A 17,647-nucleotide genomic window follows, 5' to 3' on the forward strand; every position below is an offset into this window, starting at 1 on the left:
AACCCTGTTTCGGAGGAATGCTATTGCCTTTTTTCTAACCTAACAAAAGAAACATGAAAACCAAGATAAAATTGATGGCCCTATTAGTAGCATGCGTGCTCTTCGGGCTTTCTTCCCGCGTTTTAGCCACTCACTTTCAGGGCGGCGACCTTACTTACAACTGCATTTCGCCAAATGTGTACATCGTAACGGCCAAAGTTTACCGCGATTGCACCGGGGCGGCTGCCTATACCTACAATGATCTGAAAGTCTGGTCGCCGGGCTGTAATACCGGCCGCGTCATTCCCATGACCATGCAGGGCGGGCTCATAACCGGCACCCCGTATTGCCCTGCTGTGGGCAACCCTTGCACCACTTCCGGAAGGCCAAATTACCAGGAAGTTACGTTTACCGCGCTGGTGGTTTTAAACGCCGCCGAAATAGCCTGTAACGACTTAATATTCAGTACCCGCAACAGCGCCCGCAACACCAACGAAAACATTACAGGCCAGGATTATATTTATACCGAAGCATTTGTAAAACTGCGTCCGACGGTTAATTCGCAGGTGCAATTTTATAATTCATCGCCGCAGTTCAGCGGCAACAATATTCCTATTCCCATTGTGTGTTTCGGGCAGCAGACCCGTTTCAGCCTCAATGCCAACGAGCTGGAAGGAGATTCTCTGTCGTACGAGTTAATTGCCGCACAATCGAATTATAATACGCCCATTGCTTATAAACCCAACCCTTTGGTACTCAATCCCGGAACTACTTTTAACAATCCAAATCCGAAAAGCCCTTATTCCAATCCCTTGCGCCCGCAGGTTGCGCTCGTGCAGGGCGCAATGCCGCCTGTTTTCACGCCCACCTATCCCATGCCTTCGGTAACGGTTAACTGGAACGGCCCGGCCACGGTGCCCATGCAGGACCCTAATTCGCCCACCGGAACGACCCTGGTTTGGGCGGCCACGCCAGCTTTTAGCCTCAACCCTTTGAGCGGCGAACTGATCTTTACGCCTTCGGCTTATTACCCGGGCACGGATCCGGACCTGGGGCGCAACAAATATGTGGTAGTGGTGCAGATAAACGAATTCAGAAAAGTAAACGGCAGCATGGTTAAAGTTGGTCACGTGCGGCGCGATATGCTGTTCATTGTGGAAGATTGCTCCGGAAACCAGACCACTCAACCGGATGTTCCGGCGCCGGCACCAATTTTCAATGCCACCATCAAGAGCGATACCATTATTGAAGTGCAGACCTGTAACTCCACGCCGCTCCGCTTCCTTTTCTCCGACCCGAACCCGGGCGATAAGCTTACGGTAACTTTCGATACCAAAGTGGTAGACCAAATGCCGAACAGCCATTTAAGCATCCGGAATAACGGTTCGGCGGTAGTAGAAGCCCTGCTTTATATCACGCCTGAACCGCAGCACGTGGGCCGCGATTATTACCTGCCCGTAACCATTACCGACGACCATTGCCCGATAAAAGGAACCGCCACCTACATCTACCGCATTCACGTAGTGGAAAATAACTTTGCCGAACCGGATGGCGGTTTAAAGCAACGCACCCTTTGCCTCGGCGACCAGACCGATCTGAAAGTAGTATTGCTGCGGCCCGATTCCCTGCTTATTCCGCCGGCAACGAAGCCGCAAAAAGCCAGTTACACCTACCAGTGGCGTTTAGGTGCCGGCTCCGATCCCCTGCATGCCGGCTTCGATCCTAATACCAGTAACCAGAAAGATATCACTATAAAACCAACTTTGCCGGGAAACTACCGCTACAACCTGATGGTTACCAGTGCTATTTCCGGTTGCGTCGATACGATTTCCTTTGCAGTGAAGGTGCAGCCTTTGCCGGTTATTAACGATTTGCAGGTGCTGTACGCCCGGGGGCAGGAAGAAATTAGGTTCGGACGTTCTGCCCCGCTGCAGGTAAGCTTAGGAAACGCAGATCCGGCAACTTACACGTATTCCTGGTCGCCGGGCACCGGTTTATCAGATTCCACAGTTATGAACCCGATTGCTTCGCCGCTGAAAACCACCACTTACAAGCTTACGGTTTCCAGCAAAGAAGCCAATTGCAAAGCCGAGCGCGAAGTAACCGTAAAAGTGGGGCCTTTCTTCCTGCCCAACATCATTACGCCAAACAACGACGGCAGCAACGATGCTTTTGTTTACAAGGGCATCCAACCCAATACCTCGCTCAAAATTTACAACCGCTGGGGCGTGCTCCTGAAAGCTTACAGCAATTACGATAACAGTTTCAACGGCCAGGGCATCAGCGACGGCACGTATTATTACGTGATCAAAGAACCGAACAACGGCAAAACCTATAAAGGCTGGTTCGAAATTGTCCGCGATTAAGTTGTTTTGTTTCAAGAGGATAGTTTCAAGTGAAGAAAAATACTCCGCCGGTCCAGCGTCTGCGGAGTATTTTTTTGAAAAACGGTATGTATTTGGGGGTAAAAACTGCTTATTCAAAAAGGCTAAAATTTATCTCATAAGCCAGAATTTTTCCGTAGCGCAGGGTTTAAACCCTGCGCTACGGAAAAATTCTGTTTACCGAAGCAATTTCAGAAACTGATCAGCGTATTTGCGAGATAGCTCCTAAAAATTGGTTCCTGAAACCCGGGATTTTCTAAAAAAAGGAACGATATAAACCCGGAATACAAGGAACAATCGCTAAGCCATCAATCAATGATCGTCCGGAAAGTGAGGTTTACGCGGGGCTTAAAAATTGTTTTGGTAGGCGGTAAGCGGTGCAGCCAGTTGGTTTGCGTGGCATCTTTCATCACCAGTAAACTGCCGTGCCCCAGCACCAGCGAAACCACTTGTTTGGTTTGTTTGTGTTTGAAAGCGAATTTCCGCTCTGCTCCAAAACTCAGCGAAGCAATGGTCGTGTTCCGGCCCAAAGCTTTTTCGTCGTCGGAATGCCAGGCCATGCCTTCCTCGCCCGAATGGTACAGATTCAGCAGGCAGGAATTAAACGTGGTGCCGGTTTTGGCTTCCGTCAGCGCTTTCAGTTCCAGCAATGCCGGCGTCCAGGGCAGGGCTTGTTTGGTGGTGTTGGAGTAAGTATAAGCAAATTCGCGGTCGCCGTACCAGGCCACTTTTCGTTTGGTAATAAAATGCTTCCCGAAAATATTAGCCTCATCGTTTTTCCATTCGATCTGGTGCAGCAGCAAATCATAAAACCGGTCTGCTTCCTGAAGCGGCATGATCTTCCCGAAATAATTTACCGTGCCGCCTTCGGGCAATAAATTGGTTTTTTCGTCTACCAGATTTCCAAACAGATCCATTTTCGTTTTTTTCTAGATGTGGGCGTGTCCCTGCGGGCCGGGCTATCCGCTGCAAGTCCTCGCTGCGCTGCGGGCTTTCCGCTGCTATCCCTCACGCAAATGCAGCAACCCGGTTCCTTTCCCGGATTATTAAGCAAAATTAACGAACCCTGCACCACAAAACCAGCTCAAATTTGTTTTACCCCAAGAATAAAAACGCTATGCTTTAGCTCTTAAAAAGTCAGGTAAGGGTGTTTTAAATGTAAACAGCATGGTTCTGAAACTTTTTTAATACCTATGAGTACAATACATAAGAAAATTATGTATCATTGCGTTCTCCTTTCAACCTCCTGAAAATGATCTATTCCTCCGAACTCATAAAAGGCACCTTAAAAACCATTATCCTGAAGCTTTTAGCCGACAACAAGCGCATGTACGGCTACGAAATCACCCAGAAAGTAAAAGAACTGACCTCGGAAAAAATTCAGATAACGGAAGGCGCTTTGTACCCAACTTTACACGCGCTGGAAGACAGCGGCCTGGTAACCACCGAAACTGAATACATTGGCAAGCGCGTGCGCAAGTATTACAGTCTGAGCCAGACCGGCAAAACCCAGGCCCAGGAAAAAGTAAGCGAGCTGGCCGACTTTATGGAAACCATGAAATTTCTGTTAGACCTCAAACCGCAGCAAATTTAAATGTACCAGCTTTCGGAAGAACAGATCGATTTCATCAGCCGCGACATCCAAAGCCGGGGGCTGGAAATGGAAAGCCTGCAGCAGGATCTGCTCGATCATGTGTGCTGCATCATTGAGCAAAACCTGGAAGCAACCGGTAATTTCGAAGGCTTTTATTTGGCAACCATCCGCACTTTTTACAAAACCGAACTAAAGGAAATAGAGGAGGAAACGCTTTTTTTACTAACCCATAAAAACTATTATGCCATGAAAAAGATTATGCTTGCCAGCGGGGCTTTTTCCGCCATTGTGCTCAGTATTGGTATCGTATTTAAATTTATGCATTGGCCCGGCGCCGGCGTATTGATTGTGATTGGTATTGCCTTGTTCAGCCTGCTTTTCCTGCCGCTGCTTTTCACCCTGAAAATAAAGGAAAAAGAACAGGCGCAAAGTCCGTTTATTTTAGCGGCCGGCACGCTCAGCGCCATTTTGTTCAGCCTCAGTACGCTTTTTAAACTCATGCACTGGCCCCTGGCAAATGTGCTCGGGTTAACGGCCATCGGCATTATGCTGCTGCTGTTCCTGCCGGTTTACTTTTTCACCGGCATCCGCAACGCCGAAACCAAAGTGAATTCGATTGTAACGTCTATTTTAATTGTAGCCGGTTCGGGATTGTTAATGTCTTTGGTGCGGTCGCCGGGAGGTTCTACCAGGCTCAACGAGCTTAATACGAGCTATTTTTTGCGCAACGAACAGATCCTGCACCAGGAACAAAAACAAGTTGCTGATTTCCTGAAAACGAACCCCGGAAAACAGGATGCTTTCGCGCAAAGCCAGAAAATAAACGCGCTATGCGAAGAATTGAAAGCCTACATTTTAGAAAGGGAAACCGGCCGTAAAATCCTTCCGTCCGAGCTGGAAAAGGAAAACACCTTGCTAACCGACGGTTGGGTACGCGATTATTTCAAAGATGATCTGCCGGCTGCTCAAAAACTAAAAACCTTAAGCAGTTTGGTAGAAACCTATAATCAAATAAACGCCAAAACCGGAAACCCCAATTTTGTACCCATTCCGGTAAAAGAAACCGTGCTCGATAAAAGCGAAGAAAGAACGTTGGCCGCCCTGAATGGTTTTACTCAGATCCAGATCATGGTTTTGCAAAATGAGCAAAATTTGCTGGCGCAGAAATAAGAAAAAACGCTAGGATTTTAAATGAATAAACTCCGCTGCAGTAGAAGTAGCGGAGTTTTTTTATTGAATTCTCATAAGATATTTCAGTTACCTGATCAATGCTGGATCACCAGTTTTTCGGTAACCGTTCCGGCTTCGGAAATCAGATTCAGCAGGTAAATCCCGTTCGGATATTTTTCCACGTTCAGCAATAATTCGGTTTCAGCAATTAAAGTTTCGTGCAGCAATTTGCCGGTCAGGTCGCGGAGTTGCAGCGTGGTCTGCGGGCGTTTTTCCGGGAAGAAAAAGTTTACGGTCTGGCTGGCCGGGTTCGGATAATAGGCAAACGTTGGTTTCGCTACATCATCGGAGAGCCCGGTTACAGTTTGCAGTACGGTAGCCATAAAATCGCGGGCCGGGTTCGGCGAAATAATATCCTGGTTAATGAGCATGCCAATGGCCACGCTATCCTGCGGCGAATACAACATGCAGGCCGCATACCCGAAATAATTTCCCGCGTGGCCCCAATAGGTTTTACCGGCCGTTGGAAAACGCATCACGCCCAGGCCATATCCGTTAAAATAACTGCCATTCACGTTCGTAAAAGCAAGCATTTCATTCAGCGAACCAGGGGAAAGCACCTTGCCTGAATACAGATCATGGGCCCATTTTGCCAGATCGAACGCATCGGTAAAATAACCGCCATCCGCCTCCGCCGAACTCCACAACGCGATCCGTGAATAACCCGAAACATCTACCGCCTGCAACGGATTCATGTTAGGTGCAGCCCAGTTATGGGCCGTCGGGTTCGGGTATTGCTCAAAAACTTCCATGTGCGTGTTCTGCAATGTGCGCGGCACCAGCAGATCCTGACGCAAAACTTTGTGCAACGAATCTGCCGTAACCGCTTCGATCACTTCGCCGAGCAGCACGTAATTGGCGTTGCAGTAACTCCAGGGGCCGCCCGGCACACCGACCGGTGGCGTTAAAAAAGAATCGATCACGGCGGGTATGTACCAGATCTTATTCAGATCGCGGAACATGGCGTCTTCCCAGGCTACGTTCGTTACGTCGCCCAGGCCGCTTTTATGGTTAAGCAATTGCCGGATGGTCAGGTTCGGATTTACGTACTGGTGCGAGCCGATAAATTCATGCAGCGAATCGGAAAGTTGTAATTGATTAGCATCTACCAACTTCATGATCTGGGCGGCAATAAAGGTTTTGGTAACGCTGCCCGCGCCCAGCAGCATGGCTGTATCCATGGCTACTCCCCCGTGCGAAATCCCGCTCACACCTTTCCAGGTGCCCTGTTTCTGACTGTAAACCGCCGCCGAAATACCTTTTACCCGGTACTGGGTTCGCAGATTATCGACCGAATTTTGCAGCACTGCAGCCTTGGCGCCGGTTATGCGCTGCTGGGCATTGGCGGTAAGCAAAGAACCCGAAAAAAGGAGGACGGCTAAAAGAACGCCTAAAAAGCGTAGCGGGAAATAACCATTTCGGAAGTAAAGTTTTCTCATGCAGTTTTAGTTAAATAGTAGCCAATCAGGTTTGTCCGGAAGCAGGTTATTCAGGTGGGAGGAAGCAGTGAAAATTTGCTTGGAAAGCCCGTTTCAGAAGAGGGTTTTACCAGTCTTAAAACAGTTCAACAGCAATTCCGGACACCTGTCTCTTACAACCGCTATGCCAGAGTAAGCTTTCATTTAAAACAGCTTTTAAAAATGGTTTCTGAGAAGTATTCCGGCAAAACACTGTACTGTTTCCGGACGGTAAATGTCTGTTTTCGATGCAGTTTTCTCCTGCAAAACCATACCGTTTTAGGGCTTTTTTACCCCCAAGGAAGGTCGCTTGAAACGCTATGGTTTTAAGCAAAAAAAAACGCCGCCAGGTAAATCCGGCAGCGTTTAATTTCCTTTCAAAGTCGGTTAAACCAGCACTTTATTTTTTATCACTTTCTTCAGCGCCATTACGTAGCCCAGGTGAATGCCTTCGTGGAATGGCAGGAATGAAATGGCCTCGTCGATATTCTGAATGGCTACGCCGTAGCGGGTAGTCCAGGGCGTATAATTGGTGAAAATATTTTGCCCATAATCGGTTTCCAGTTGGTCTAACGTAGTGAAAAGCATTTCTTTGATCTTTTCTACTTCTTCCGCAGTAACACGCTGCTCGGGTTTGCTTTCGGGTTTGTAAGCCAGGAAAAATGCATTTTCAATTTTTAAAGGCAGACCCGCCCGGAAATAGCAAACGCCTTGCTGCGCCGCAATCAGGTGCGCCACGTTCCAGATAATATTGTTATTAAAGCCGGCCGGAATTTCGTTTATTTCTTCTATTGTAAGATCATGGATGAGGTTAAGTAAAGCCTCACGGGTTTTGCGAATGGTTTCTATTTGCGGGTGCATTTTCAGACGAATGTAGGTTAAAAATAAGGATAAATGGTGCCCGAATTTAGAAGAAAGTTAAGCAAATGCAAAGCTAAGTTTGTAAAGAAAACGATAGGGTTTAGATGAAAAAACGCTGATGAAATATTACCGCAGCGTTTAAATCACATTTTAATGTTCCTTAATTTATCAGGATCCTGGCGGGTATCGAATAGCGCACCTATAAAAATGATGTCTTTTTCAACCCAGTAAATGAGCTTGTAATTCCCCTCGACCAAATATCAATATTCGTTTTTCTTGCTTTTCAATAAAACTTCATGCTGCCCCATTGTTGGTTGACTGGGCAATAATTTCGTTTTACTAACCAGATCTTTTGAAATTTTCCGGGCTACGTCCAGGCTGGCAGTTGTTTTATAAAAGTCGAAAATTGCTTCAAGTTGCACAATTGCACTATCGGTCCAGACAATTTTCATGACCAGGAATCAATATCCTTTTCCAGGTCTTCGGCGCTTCTGAAACGGCCATTGGCAGCATCGTCTTCGGCGCTGTCTATCATTTTATTGAACTCCTCCATGGACATGGGATTTACTTCGGCCGCGTATAATTTCTGTTTTTCTGATTGCAGGATTTGTTCGAATTTAGCTACGATTTTTTCGTTGTTCAGCCGCAAGAATTCTTGTACAAAATGTATTTTCCGAGCTTGTATGTCCATAATGAAATCTTTTCAAGTAAAATTAAATTGAAAATTACGCTTTTGTTTAGAACAATTTTTGAGAACTTTTAATTAAAAAATAAACTCTAAAATTTTAGGTGAAAGCCACCCAACAATTCCAATTAATGTACCTATTACAATAGAGTAAATTGCAATCTTACGAGTTTTGATATTTTCCTCATAAGTTCTATAGTATTCTCTTCCTTTTTGTTTAATCCTTGATTTAACAAAAATATTCTCAGTTGAATCTTCCGGGAAATCACGACCCAGCATACGTAATCCTTTGTAATTGTAGATGCTTTCTTGCTCTATATAGTCTTGGGCTTCTTCAAGAATTGTTTCTAAATATTCTTTTGATGGTATATCTTTTTTACCAAAAGCATTTCTAACGTCATAAAAATTTCCATCATCATGCTTAGATAAATATTTTAAGATTTTTAATTGAACTTGGTTCATCTTATAAATATTTTAACCACTAAAACGCTATCCTTTTTCCTCCAGACCTACTCCCCACTACTACCACCAGCTCCACCAGAACCCTGCTGCTTCAACTGCTCCCGCATCGGATTCGTACCGCGTTCATTCCGGTCTTTAAACAACTCAAACCGCGAAGGCGCTAAACGTCTTGGAAAACTATTATTATTCAGATCAATATCCGCCGTTTCTAAAAACGGATCCAGCGTAAACGACACTACCGGCTTTTCAGTAATGAAAACCTTGGTTATTTTTTCGTTGTTCATGCGCCAGATCTCGGCCGGAATTCTTAACGTTTCTTCGGTACCGTCGTCGTATTTCATCTGCACAATTAATGGCATAATTAACCCGCCAATATTCCGGAAATCGACTTCGTAAAAGTGCAAGCCTTTGTCCAGAATAGCTTTTTCCTGTGGGCTGAGTGAGTTGTAATAAGCCTGGTAACGCGCTTTATCAGAAGCGGTAGTTTCCAGCGGATTGTAGGCGTTGTAGAAATCTTTCAGCTCCGGTTTTTCCTCTACCAGCGTGCGCGTAATGCTTTTCAGGTTTTCCTGCTGCGACAAGGTTTTCGGGGTGTTATTCTGCGCGCTTAGTTTTTTGGCGTTTTCAATTTTCGGGTTTTTAGAGTCAATTGTATACCATTTTACGCTTTCCAGGGCGATGTCGGTGTGGTCGGTGGTGTAGAACCAGCCGCGCCAGAACCAGTCCAGATCCACGCCCGAAGCATCTTCCATGGTCCGGAAAAAGTCGGCCGGCATCGGGTGGCGGAATTTCCAGCGGCGCGAATATTCCTTAAAAGCATAATCGAAAAGTTCGCGGCCCATTACCGTTTCGCGCAGAATATTCAGCGCCGTGGCCGGTTTGCCGTAAGCGTTATTGCCAAACTGCTGAATGCTTTCCGAATTAGTCATGATGGGTTCCAGCGTGCTTTTGTCGCTTTTCATGTAGTCCACAATTTTGTATGGTTCTCCCCGGCGGGATGGGTAATCGCGCTGCCATTCCTGTTCGGTTAAATACTGCACAAACGTGTTCAGGCCTTCGTCCATCCAGCTCCACTGGCGCTCGTCGGAGTTAATGATCATCGGGAAAAAGTTGTGACCCACTTCGTGAATAATTACCGAGATCATGCCGTATTTGGTGGTTTCAGAATACGTGCCATCGGCCTCCGGACGACCGCCGTTAAAGCTCAGCATCGGGTATTCCATGCCGCCCACCGCGCCGTGCACCGAAATGCAAACCGGGTAAGGGTAAGGCACCGTAAACCTCGAATAAACCTTCAGCGTGTGCGCAATCACTTCGGTAGAATACTGCCCCCAAAGCGGATTCCCTTCTTTCGGGTAAAACGACATGGCCATAACTGGTTTGCCTTCGATTTTCACCTGCATGGCATCCCAGATAAATTTACGCGAACTCGCCCAGGCAAAATCGCGCACATTCTTCGCCGTAAACGTCCAGGTTTTCTTTTTGCTGGCTTTGCTTTTTTCGTTCTTTTCGGCTTCACTTTGGCTTACAATCAGCACCGGTTTTTTCGCGTTCTCCGCTTTTTTCAACCGGTTTTTCATTTCTGAAGAGAGTACCTGTTCGGCGTTCTGCAATTCGCCGGTAGCAGTTACTAAATGGTCGGCCGGCACGGTTAAGCTTACTTTGTAGTCACCGAAAGGCAGGGCAAATTCGCCGCGGCCCAGGTATTGTTTGTGCTGCCAGCCGTTCACATCGTCGTAAACCGCCATGCGCGGAAACCACTGCGCCATCTGGTACAAATAGTTGCCGTCTTTTTCAAAGTATTCGTACCCGCTGCGGCCGCCAATTTTACGCTGGTTGTTAATGTTGTGGTGCCACTTAATGGTGAAACTGTAGCTGCCTTTCGGATTCAGGGTTTGCGGCAGGTCTACACGCATCATGGTTTTGTTGATCGTATATTTCAGCGCCTTGTTCGTTTTGGCATCTTTCACGCTTTCAATTTTAAAGCCGCCGTCAAATCCCTGCTGCTGCATGTATTCCACCGCCGAAAACGTCATGCGGTCCTTGATTTCTCCGGTTCGGGTCAAAGCCGAAATGCTTTCCTTGTCAAAAATATTCTGGTCCAGCTGTACCCACAAATACGTCAGTTTATCCGGGGAAAGGTTGGTATAGGTAATGGTTTCCGTACCTTTCAAAGACTGGTTTTCATCGTTCAGTTCGGCGGAAATTACGTAATCGGCGCGCTGCTGCCAGTATTGGTGGCCCGGTGCGCCGGAAGCGGTCCGGTAGGTATTTGGCGTAGGCAATTCCTGCCCCAGTTGCCGGAATTTACTCTGGTCGGTATTGCTTTGCGCGAAGGCGAAGCTAATGGAAAACGCTAGGAAAAAAGCAGCAAAAAGTCGTTTCAACATTATGAATAATTGTGCGGATTAAAAAATGGGAATGTGAAAATGCTTTTTCAGAAAAGCAAAAGCGCATTGCTGAACAAGATACAATTTTTAGAGCAGATTTCCGAAAAGGAGGATATGGAGGAATTCATTGCCGTCTGCTATAGTTGACGGTACTAGCAGATGATTTTTAATTGGCTTTAGCCTAAATCATACTTAGAAAATTTGGCTAAAGCCGGGCAGAGATTCTGTCTGAATACCATCAGCTAAAGCAGACGGCAATGAAAGGAAAGTTAATAATTCTCAGTCAGCAAAAATCCCGAATAAAATATAAGCCGAAACCAGCGCTGTTATGGAAGAAACCACCATGATCCAGGTCTTCCGCGGCAACAACCGGGCAGCAAAAGTGTTCAAAAGCAAAGCCAGCAGCACAATCAAAACCTGCCCGATCTCGATGCCCACGTTAAAAGCAAACAGTTCTAAAACCGGCTTGCTTTCCTTTCCCAAAAGCATCTTCAGGTAGTTCGAAAAGCCCAGGCCGTGGATCAAACCGAAACCGGCCGCCAACAGATTTTGCGTGCCAAACCCTACCGTTTTTGCGCCCAATCTGGTTTGCTGGAAAATATTAAAAAGGCTGGTAAAAAGAATGGTAACCGGGATCAGCGTTTCAATTAAGCTTTCGTTTACCGGAATGATTTGCAGCACCGCCAAAGCCAGCGTAACGGAATGCCCGATGGTAAAAGCCGTAGCCAGCAAAACCACGTTCCGCCAGTTGCGCCACACAAAAGGCGCGGCCAACGCTACCAGAAAAGCCAGGTGATCGTAAGCCTGTAAATTTAAAATGTGGTGAAAACCAAGTTGCAGGTAAGCCGAAAAAACCGAATCGTTCAAGAGTAATTATCTGTGGTTGTTCGTGTAAATATAAGCCTGAAGTTCGGGTTTGGAAAACGGTATACTTGCAAGCTTAAAAAGTCAGCGAAATCTTTTAATCTGTTTCACCGGCGATCAAAAATGGTATGGTTTCAGCCCCAAAAAGTCGAACAATCGAATCTCAAACATTCGAACAATCGAGAAAAAAACGCTATGGTTTTCAGCCGGAAAACTCTCAAGCCGGAAAATGGAGCCATAAAAAAAGCCCCGGCAATTTGCCGGGACTTTTATCAGACTGGTGAGCAAAAATTATTGAACGATCAAACGCGTAACGCTTACTTTATTTTCAGAAGTAACTTTCAGTAGGTACGTTCCGGCCGCTAGACCTTGCAGGTTCATGTTGGCTTCCGGTTGACCGGCTTTCACGTTTTCAGTAGCAATTAACTGCCCGGCCAGGTTGTAGACCGCCAGGCTGGCAGCCTGCTTCAGCCCGTTCAGTTTCACCTTGAAATTACCGTTGTTCGGGTTCGGATAAACGCTGATCAAATTCGCTGTCAGGTTCTCTTTCACGCCGGTAGTAATGCGGTAATGTTGCAATTTAATGTTGTCGATCAGGTTAGCCGTTCCGGTTCCGTTCGCATAACCTTCTTTCACGTTGCTCTCCAAGCCTATCTGAATAGAAGGCTGGTTCAGGAAAGAAGAAAGATCGAGCTTCACGTGCGACCAGGTTGCTCCGGCAGCGCCGTAACCACCAATCGGCGGGTTGTAAGTGTTACCAACCTGACGGCCGTTTACCGTAACCCGGAAATTGGTGTTGTATTTCGAAGCTTTAAACAATTGTTTCAAGTCGAAAGACAGGATCAGGGAATCGGCAGCGCTGCCCGGAGTTGGCATGATACACATGTAAACGCCAGAGAAGTGCTCCGGATTTACGTCCCATGGGCTTTTAATGCCCACCGGAATATCCCAGCTGTTATGATCAACGCCATCCATAATAATGCCTTTGGTTGAATTCACGCCGAAGCTGGCCGCCGTATCTTCCTTTACGTTAGATCTGGCGTTCACAACTTTGCGCAGTGCGTCCAGGCCATTAGCTGCCGTTTCGAAGTCGATGTTGATGTTGGAAGATGTCATCAGCGAGTTCGTTACTTTCAGCGTATCGGCATCGTTGCCTGCATTATTATCGCCGCTCAGTGCTGTACTGGCAACAATGGTGTACGGGCCGGCAACCGACATATCCGTTTTTACCGTGAAGGTATAGTTAGCGGTTGCATTATAAGCCAGCGAACCGTTATAAACTTCGTTCGCTTTCACTACGCCGTTTACCGAATAGGTTACTGGAATAGCGGTTTGCGTGCTGGTACCAAAGTTTTTGATCGTTACCGTAATGCTTTCCTGGGCCGAAAGACCGCAGTTAGCCGCCGGGCCCGAAACAGCCACAATACCCACGTTATCTACCGGAACAGAGAATTCGTAAGCGCCGGCATCCGGCGTAGTAGTGCTGCGCGGCGCGCCGTTAATGTCGTCGGTTACCGCTGCAACCGGACGGCCCACGTTGTCGATGCTAAGGCCGTTCGGCAGGTAATTTCCGGCGGCGGCATTGGCAAATACCGGGTTTCCGGCTACTGAATTCTGGTCGAAAGCGCCGTTGTTAATACCTTTCCACAGCGCCAGGGTTGGATAGTCGCTCGTGCCATAACGGCCCAGGTTACCCACTGTAACGTTAAATACGTTGTTGTTGCTGATAATGGCAGAAGTGGTCGTATTCAGGTAAAGCGCATATTTAGCACCGGTAGCGCTGCTGGTCATATTCACAATGTTGTTTACAAACTGAATGTTGCTGGCTACTACCGTCTGGTAGAAAGCACGTACATCGCCATCGTTGTTGGCATTGGAAATATCGAAAGTGTTGTTGAAAACGTGCATGCCGTCGCTGCCTACGTTGTAAATACCGTAGATCGCATCGTAGCTGTTGGTGTTGTAGATCAGGTTGTTTTTAACAATATTCTCGGCACCAACCGGAGCATCGTTCGAGCTGAAATGAATCGCATATAGATCCGTATCCAGGGCAGTGCCGGTAATAGCACCACCGTGCGTATTATGGATCCGGTTTTTGCTGATCACGGTCTGCTGCGAGTTGCCGGCTACTTCAATGCCTCTGCAGGTTCCAACATCGGCCAGGGTAGGGCGGCTCATGTCGTTGCCTTCCACCAGCGTACCTTTTACGGCATTCAGTTTAATGGCCGTAGCGTAGAAATCGCGGATCGTATTGTTAATGATCTGGTTATTGCCAGCCAGGGTCAGGTCGCCGTTCAGGTGAATAGCTTTATGACCACCGGTAATGGTGTTGCCGGAAATTACGTTGCCATTGCCGGTATTGCCTGCTATGGTAACGGCCGCGTTGGCATTCGAGAAAACAATACCGGTAGCATTAGACTCCACGCTGGAAGTAGACAAAATGCTGATGGTGTTGTTGCTGATTGTGTTGTTGTCGGCGCCATTGGTAAAGTGCAGTCCCCAGCCAAAAACCGGGTCTGTGGTAGCAATGGTAAAGTTCGAGATCGTAACGAAATCGGTACCGTCTAATTTAATAACCGCACGGTTGGCCGAAGTGGGAGCAAACGAAATGGTGTTGCCGTTACCGTTAAAAGTTACCGTGTTGGTAGCGCTGCTGCCGTTAATGCTCAGGAATTCTACCTGCTCGTTATAAGGGCCCGTGGCATTGGTAACGTTGAAAACAACCGGACCGCTGATGCCGCAATTGTTCAGGCTTTGGGCTGCTGCCGAAATGCTCTGGAAATTGGTAGCCGAAGCCGGGCTGTTTTTGTCAATTGTATACGTACCGGCTAAAGGCGCGCAGGCATAAAGCGTAGTGGTAAAGCAGTCGTTAGCCGTATTCGAGTCGGTAGTGTTGTTTGGCGTAGCGGTGCAGAACTCAAGGTTGTAAACCCCAGCTGCAAACGTAAAGTTACCAATGGTAACCGGCGCAGAAACCTGGCCGCCCGCTAAAGAACCGATCCAGTTGAAAGGCGTTTGAGCCACTCCGTTCACCGTCCAGTTAATTGCCAGACTGGTAAGGTTGGTTGCACCGTAGTTTTTGATCGAAACTTGTACAGCTTGCTGAAAGCCTGGAACTGCCGGGGTAACCGGCGAAACCAAAGCCAGAATCCCGGCATCGAAACCAACCGGCACAAATTCATAAGCACCTGGGTCTGGCGTAGTGCTGCGTGGAGCGCCGGTAATATCGTCGGTAACCGCTGCTAATGCAAGTGCCAGGTTGTTCAGCATCGAGTTAGTAGGAGCAAAATCGCCATTGGCCACGTTGCTGAACAGCGGGTTGGCAAATACAGAGTTCTGGTCGAAAGCAGCGTTATTAGCAGTTTTCCAGTCAGCCAAAGTAGCATAAGCTATGGTGTAGTAACCAAACGTGCTGTTTGCAATAGCCGGATCGATGTAATAAGCATTACGATCTGTAGTCACCGAAGAAGCGGCCGTATTTAAATGAATGGCGTGTCTGGCACCGGTACCAGCGCCACCCAGGTAGATCAGGTTGTTGTTGAACTTAATGTTTGCAGCAGAAGTACTCTGCGCAAAACCGCGGACATCTTTCGTAGTGGTAGCGTCTAAAACAATGGTGTTGTTATAGATAAAAGAGCCATCGCTGCCGCTGTTGTAAATACCGTAGGTAACGCCCGGGTTATTAATGTTGTAGATCAGGTTGTTTTTGATGATGTTCTCTGACCCAACCACCGCATCGTTACTGTTCAGGTAGATCAGGTAAGCAGCATACGAGGAAGAAGTAACCAGGTCGTGCGTATTGTGAATCCGGTTTTTAGCAATGGTGTTACCTGCCGCATGGTTTTTTAATTCTACCGCGCTGAAGTTTGAAGTCGTTGCATTGCGGGTCACCCGGGTGAATTCGTTGCTTTCTACCAGGGTATTCATGGCTGCATCCAGCATGATACCGGTATTGTAGAAATCCTTAATAATGTTGTTTTTAATCTGGTTATTACCAGCTGCCGTTACTGCGCTTGCCAGGTGAATGCCTTTGTAACCGCCCAGGATCGTATTGCCGATAATGAGGTTATGGTTACCGGTGTTGCCGGCCGTTAATGCAGCATTGGCATTGCTGAAAACAATACCGGTTGTAAGCGCTTCTGAACTGCCGGTTAGGGAAGTGTTCAGGGTATTATTGCTGATCACGTTATGATCGGCGCCATTAGAAAGCTGAATTACCCAGCCATAAGAGCCGGTAGCAGTCAGTATAAAATTATTAATGTTAACGTAATCAGCGCCATCTAACCGGAATATTGAATAGTTTGTACCGCCTGGTTCAAAAGAAACGGTATTGCCGTTGCCGTTAAAAGTAATGGTATTGGTAGCACTTGCTCCTGTAATAGAAGGAATAATTACCTGCTCATTGTAAGGGCCAGAGCCAGCCACTACGTTTACCGTAACCGGACCTGATACACCGCGGCATGAAAGATCCTTCATCAGGTCGTTCAGAGTTGGGTAGGTACCGGTTGCTGAAAAGGGAACATTCTGGTTTACAGTATACACCCCGCTCATTGGGGTAGGGTTGGTTATCATTTCCACCATGCCAGAAGTGGCTGAACTGCCGCCACTGCAGGTTGTAACTACACGGTAGTAAGTAGTAATACCATGCGAAGTGGTCAGACGGGAAGTAGTTGCCCCGGCAATGTTGGTCCAGGTTGTTCCATCTGTTGAAGATTGCCACTGGTAAGTAATATCAGAACCTATAGTAGCTCCAACCAGGTCGAGCTGGAAATTGGTATTAGGACACACAAAAAGAAAAGGCGCCACTACGTTGCCGGCTACCGGAGTACCTGTACAAGCTGGCGTATTGGCTACATCAATTCCGAAATTAGCTAAAACGGCGTTGCTGGAACCGGTAGTAGCGGTTACTGAACTGGCCGTAAGCCGGCGGCCTGAAACCGAAGAAGTAACCACGTTTATGCTGCCGTTAACTCGGGAAGTCATGGTCATATCTACGATCAGCGGTTTTGCCGGGTCATACAAGAAAGGGGTGGTCAGGTCAATGGCAAACCATTCGTTTACAGCCGTAACCGAAAGTGTGGTAGCAGTATCGAAATAAACCTGGCTTAAGTTGGTAAAGAACTGGGTTTTGGAAGCGCCTCCAAAGCTGGTTGCCAGGGTTTGCCCCAGGCTGATTTTCAGGTCTTTCAGCTTAACAGTTCCAACAGTGCTGGCCTGAAAGTAAACCCGCGTAATGTTGCCTGGCGTTGCTCCCGCCAGTTCCCCGGGAAGGTAAAAAGTCTGAATCCGTTTAGAACTCGTGTTAAATGGTACAGTGTTATTGCCGGAGCCTGAGCTTATCGCGAACTGCGGCGTAACCTGGGCATTTGCGCCCGGCATAAAAGCGAAGCAAAGCGCTAGCATAAATAAGAGGAAGCGGGCAGGCCTGCTACACCCGGAAAGGGCGTAATGTTTCAGACCCTGGAAGGTTTGTTTCCGAAAGTAGTACTGATTCATTAAAGTAATTAAAAGATTGAAAAATAATTTGCGCCTTAAAGTTACTGAAAAAACTGGCCCGATTTTTATTTTTATGTCATAAATGCTTGAAATTCAAAATGCTACATGTTTGTTTTGTTATTTTAAAACCTTTAAATTTTGTTTTTGAAACAGTTTCGATTTGTCGTTCACTATAAAAAAATAGCCGTTTACCATATATATTGTAAGGGTATATATTTACCTAAACCCTGAAAATCAGCTTTAAG

General features: G+C 47.1%; 12 protein-coding genes. 3 read left to right on the forward strand and 9 right to left on the reverse strand.

The window, feature by feature from the left end; genetic code table 11:
* The first annotated feature begins 53 nt into the window (after positions 1-53).
* Positions 54-2,345 carry a gliding motility-associated C-terminal domain-containing protein gene (locus tag I5M27_RS01575; RefSeq protein ID WP_200504276.1) on the forward strand — a complete coding sequence of 764 codons (2,292 nt, stop codon included), beginning with the start codon at positions 54-56 and terminating at the stop codon, positions 2,343-2,345.
* A gap of 326 nt (positions 2,346-2,671) precedes the next feature.
* Here I5M27_RS01575 and I5M27_RS01580 read toward each other — a convergent pair whose 3' ends face one another.
* Positions 2,672-3,280: an alpha-ketoglutarate-dependent dioxygenase AlkB family protein gene (locus I5M27_RS01580; protein ID WP_200504277.1), complete on the reverse strand. Its 609-nt coding sequence runs from the start codon at positions 3,278-3,280 to the stop codon at positions 2,672-2,674.
* Positions 3,281-3,615: 335 nt separating this feature from the next.
* On the opposite strand from I5M27_RS01580, the gene I5M27_RS01585 reads away from it, so the two are divergent.
* Both I5M27_RS01585 and I5M27_RS01590 read left to right on the forward strand, forming a co-directional pair.
* A complete protein-coding gene (locus I5M27_RS01585; RefSeq protein WP_234462340.1) occupies positions 3,616-3,957 on the forward strand; it encodes a PadR family transcriptional regulator in 342 nt (113 codons plus the stop codon).
* Positions 3,958-5,127 (forward strand): hypothetical protein, encoded by a 1,170-nt coding sequence (locus tag I5M27_RS01590; protein ID WP_200504278.1) that lies wholly within the window; start codon positions 3,958-3,960, stop codon positions 5,125-5,127.
* A gap of 95 nt (positions 5,128-5,222) precedes the next feature.
* Here the strand turns inward: I5M27_RS01590 and I5M27_RS01595 are convergent, their stop codons facing one another.
* The 8 genes from I5M27_RS01595 to I5M27_RS01630 all read right to left on the reverse strand — a co-directional run bounded on the left by I5M27_RS01595 (position 5,223) and on the right by I5M27_RS01630 (position 17,402).
* Positions 5,223-6,626: a serine hydrolase gene (locus I5M27_RS01595; protein WP_200504279.1), complete on the reverse strand. Its 1,404-nt coding sequence runs from the start codon at positions 6,624-6,626 to the stop codon at positions 5,223-5,225.
* A 405-nt stretch (positions 6,627-7,031) separates the two neighbouring features.
* A complete protein-coding gene (locus I5M27_RS01600) occupies positions 7,032-7,505 on the reverse strand; it encodes a DinB family protein (protein ID WP_200504280.1) in 474 nt (157 codons plus the stop codon).
* A gap of 260 nt (positions 7,506-7,765) precedes the next feature.
* Entirely contained in the window at positions 7,766-7,957 is a 192-nt protein-coding gene (locus I5M27_RS01605) for a type II toxin-antitoxin system RelE/ParE family toxin (protein WP_200504281.1), read from the reverse strand.
* Positions 7,954-8,196 (reverse strand): hypothetical protein, encoded by a 243-nt coding sequence (locus I5M27_RS01610; protein ID WP_200504282.1) that lies wholly within the window; start codon positions 8,194-8,196, stop codon positions 7,954-7,956. The genes I5M27_RS01605 and I5M27_RS01610 overlap by 4 nt, the downstream gene beginning before the upstream one ends.
* Positions 8,197-8,268: 72 nt before the next feature.
* The gene (locus tag I5M27_RS01615) at positions 8,269-8,652 is read right to left on the reverse strand and encodes a hypothetical protein (RefSeq protein WP_200504283.1); all 384 of its coding nucleotides are present in this window, start codon (positions 8,650-8,652) and stop codon (positions 8,269-8,271) included.
* 47 nt (positions 8,653-8,699) lie between these two features.
* Complete coding sequence (locus I5M27_RS01620) at positions 8,700-11,042, reverse strand: M1 family metallopeptidase (RefSeq protein ID WP_200504284.1); 2,343 nt, start codon at positions 11,040-11,042, stop codon at positions 8,700-8,702.
* A 279-nt stretch (positions 11,043-11,321) separates the two neighbouring features.
* Positions 11,322-11,909: a HupE/UreJ family protein gene (locus tag I5M27_RS01625; protein WP_200504285.1), complete on the reverse strand. Its 588-nt coding sequence runs from the start codon at positions 11,907-11,909 to the stop codon at positions 11,322-11,324.
* Positions 11,910-12,197: 288 nt separating this feature from the next.
* Complete coding sequence (locus I5M27_RS01630; RefSeq protein WP_200504286.1) at positions 12,198-17,402, reverse strand: right-handed parallel beta-helix repeat-containing protein; 5,205 nt, start codon at positions 17,400-17,402, stop codon at positions 12,198-12,200.
* Positions 17,403-17,647 lie beyond the last annotated feature (245 nt).

It is taken from the genome of Adhaeribacter terrigena, from assembly GCF_016623615.1.
GTDB classification, from domain to species: Bacteria; Bacteroidota; Bacteroidia; order Cytophagales; family Hymenobacteraceae; genus Adhaeribacter_A; species Adhaeribacter_A terrigena.

Bases quoted from the DNA above. Each gene is read 5' to 3' on its own strand.
- I5M27_RS01595 (WP_200504279.1), bottom strand. From the start codon at position 6,626: ATGAGAAAACTTTACTTCCGAAATGGTTATTTCCCGCTACGCTTTTTA.
- I5M27_RS01575 (WP_200504276.1), top strand. From the start codon at position 54: ATGAAAACCAAGATAAAATTGATGGCCCTATTAGTAGCATGCGTGCTC.
- I5M27_RS01615 (WP_200504283.1), bottom strand. From the start codon at position 8,652: ATGAACCAAGTTCAATTAAAAATCTTAAAATATTTATCTAAGCATGAT.
- I5M27_RS01580 (WP_200504277.1), bottom strand. From the start codon at position 3,280: ATGGATCTGTTTGGAAATCTGGTAGACGAAAAAACCAATTTATTGCCC.
- I5M27_RS01620 (WP_200504284.1), bottom strand. From the start codon at position 11,042: ATGTTGAAACGACTTTTTGCTGCTTTTTTCCTAGCGTTTTCCATTAGC.
- I5M27_RS01605 (WP_200504281.1), bottom strand. From the start codon at position 7,957: ATGAAAATTGTCTGGACCGATAGTGCAATTGTGCAACTTGAAGCAATT.
- I5M27_RS01585 (WP_234462340.1), top strand. From the start codon at position 3,616: ATGATCTATTCCTCCGAACTCATAAAAGGCACCTTAAAAACCATTATC.
- I5M27_RS01630 (WP_200504286.1), bottom strand. From the start codon at position 17,402: ATGAATCAGTACTACTTTCGGAAACAAACCTTCCAGGGTCTGAAACAT.
- I5M27_RS01610 (WP_200504282.1), bottom strand. From the start codon at position 8,196: ATGGACATACAAGCTCGGAAAATACATTTTGTACAAGAATTCTTGCGG.
- I5M27_RS01600 (WP_200504280.1), bottom strand. From the start codon at position 7,505: ATGCACCCGCAAATAGAAACCATTCGCAAAACCCGTGAGGCTTTACTT.
- I5M27_RS01590 (WP_200504278.1), top strand. From the start codon at position 3,958: ATGTACCAGCTTTCGGAAGAACAGATCGATTTCATCAGCCGCGACATC.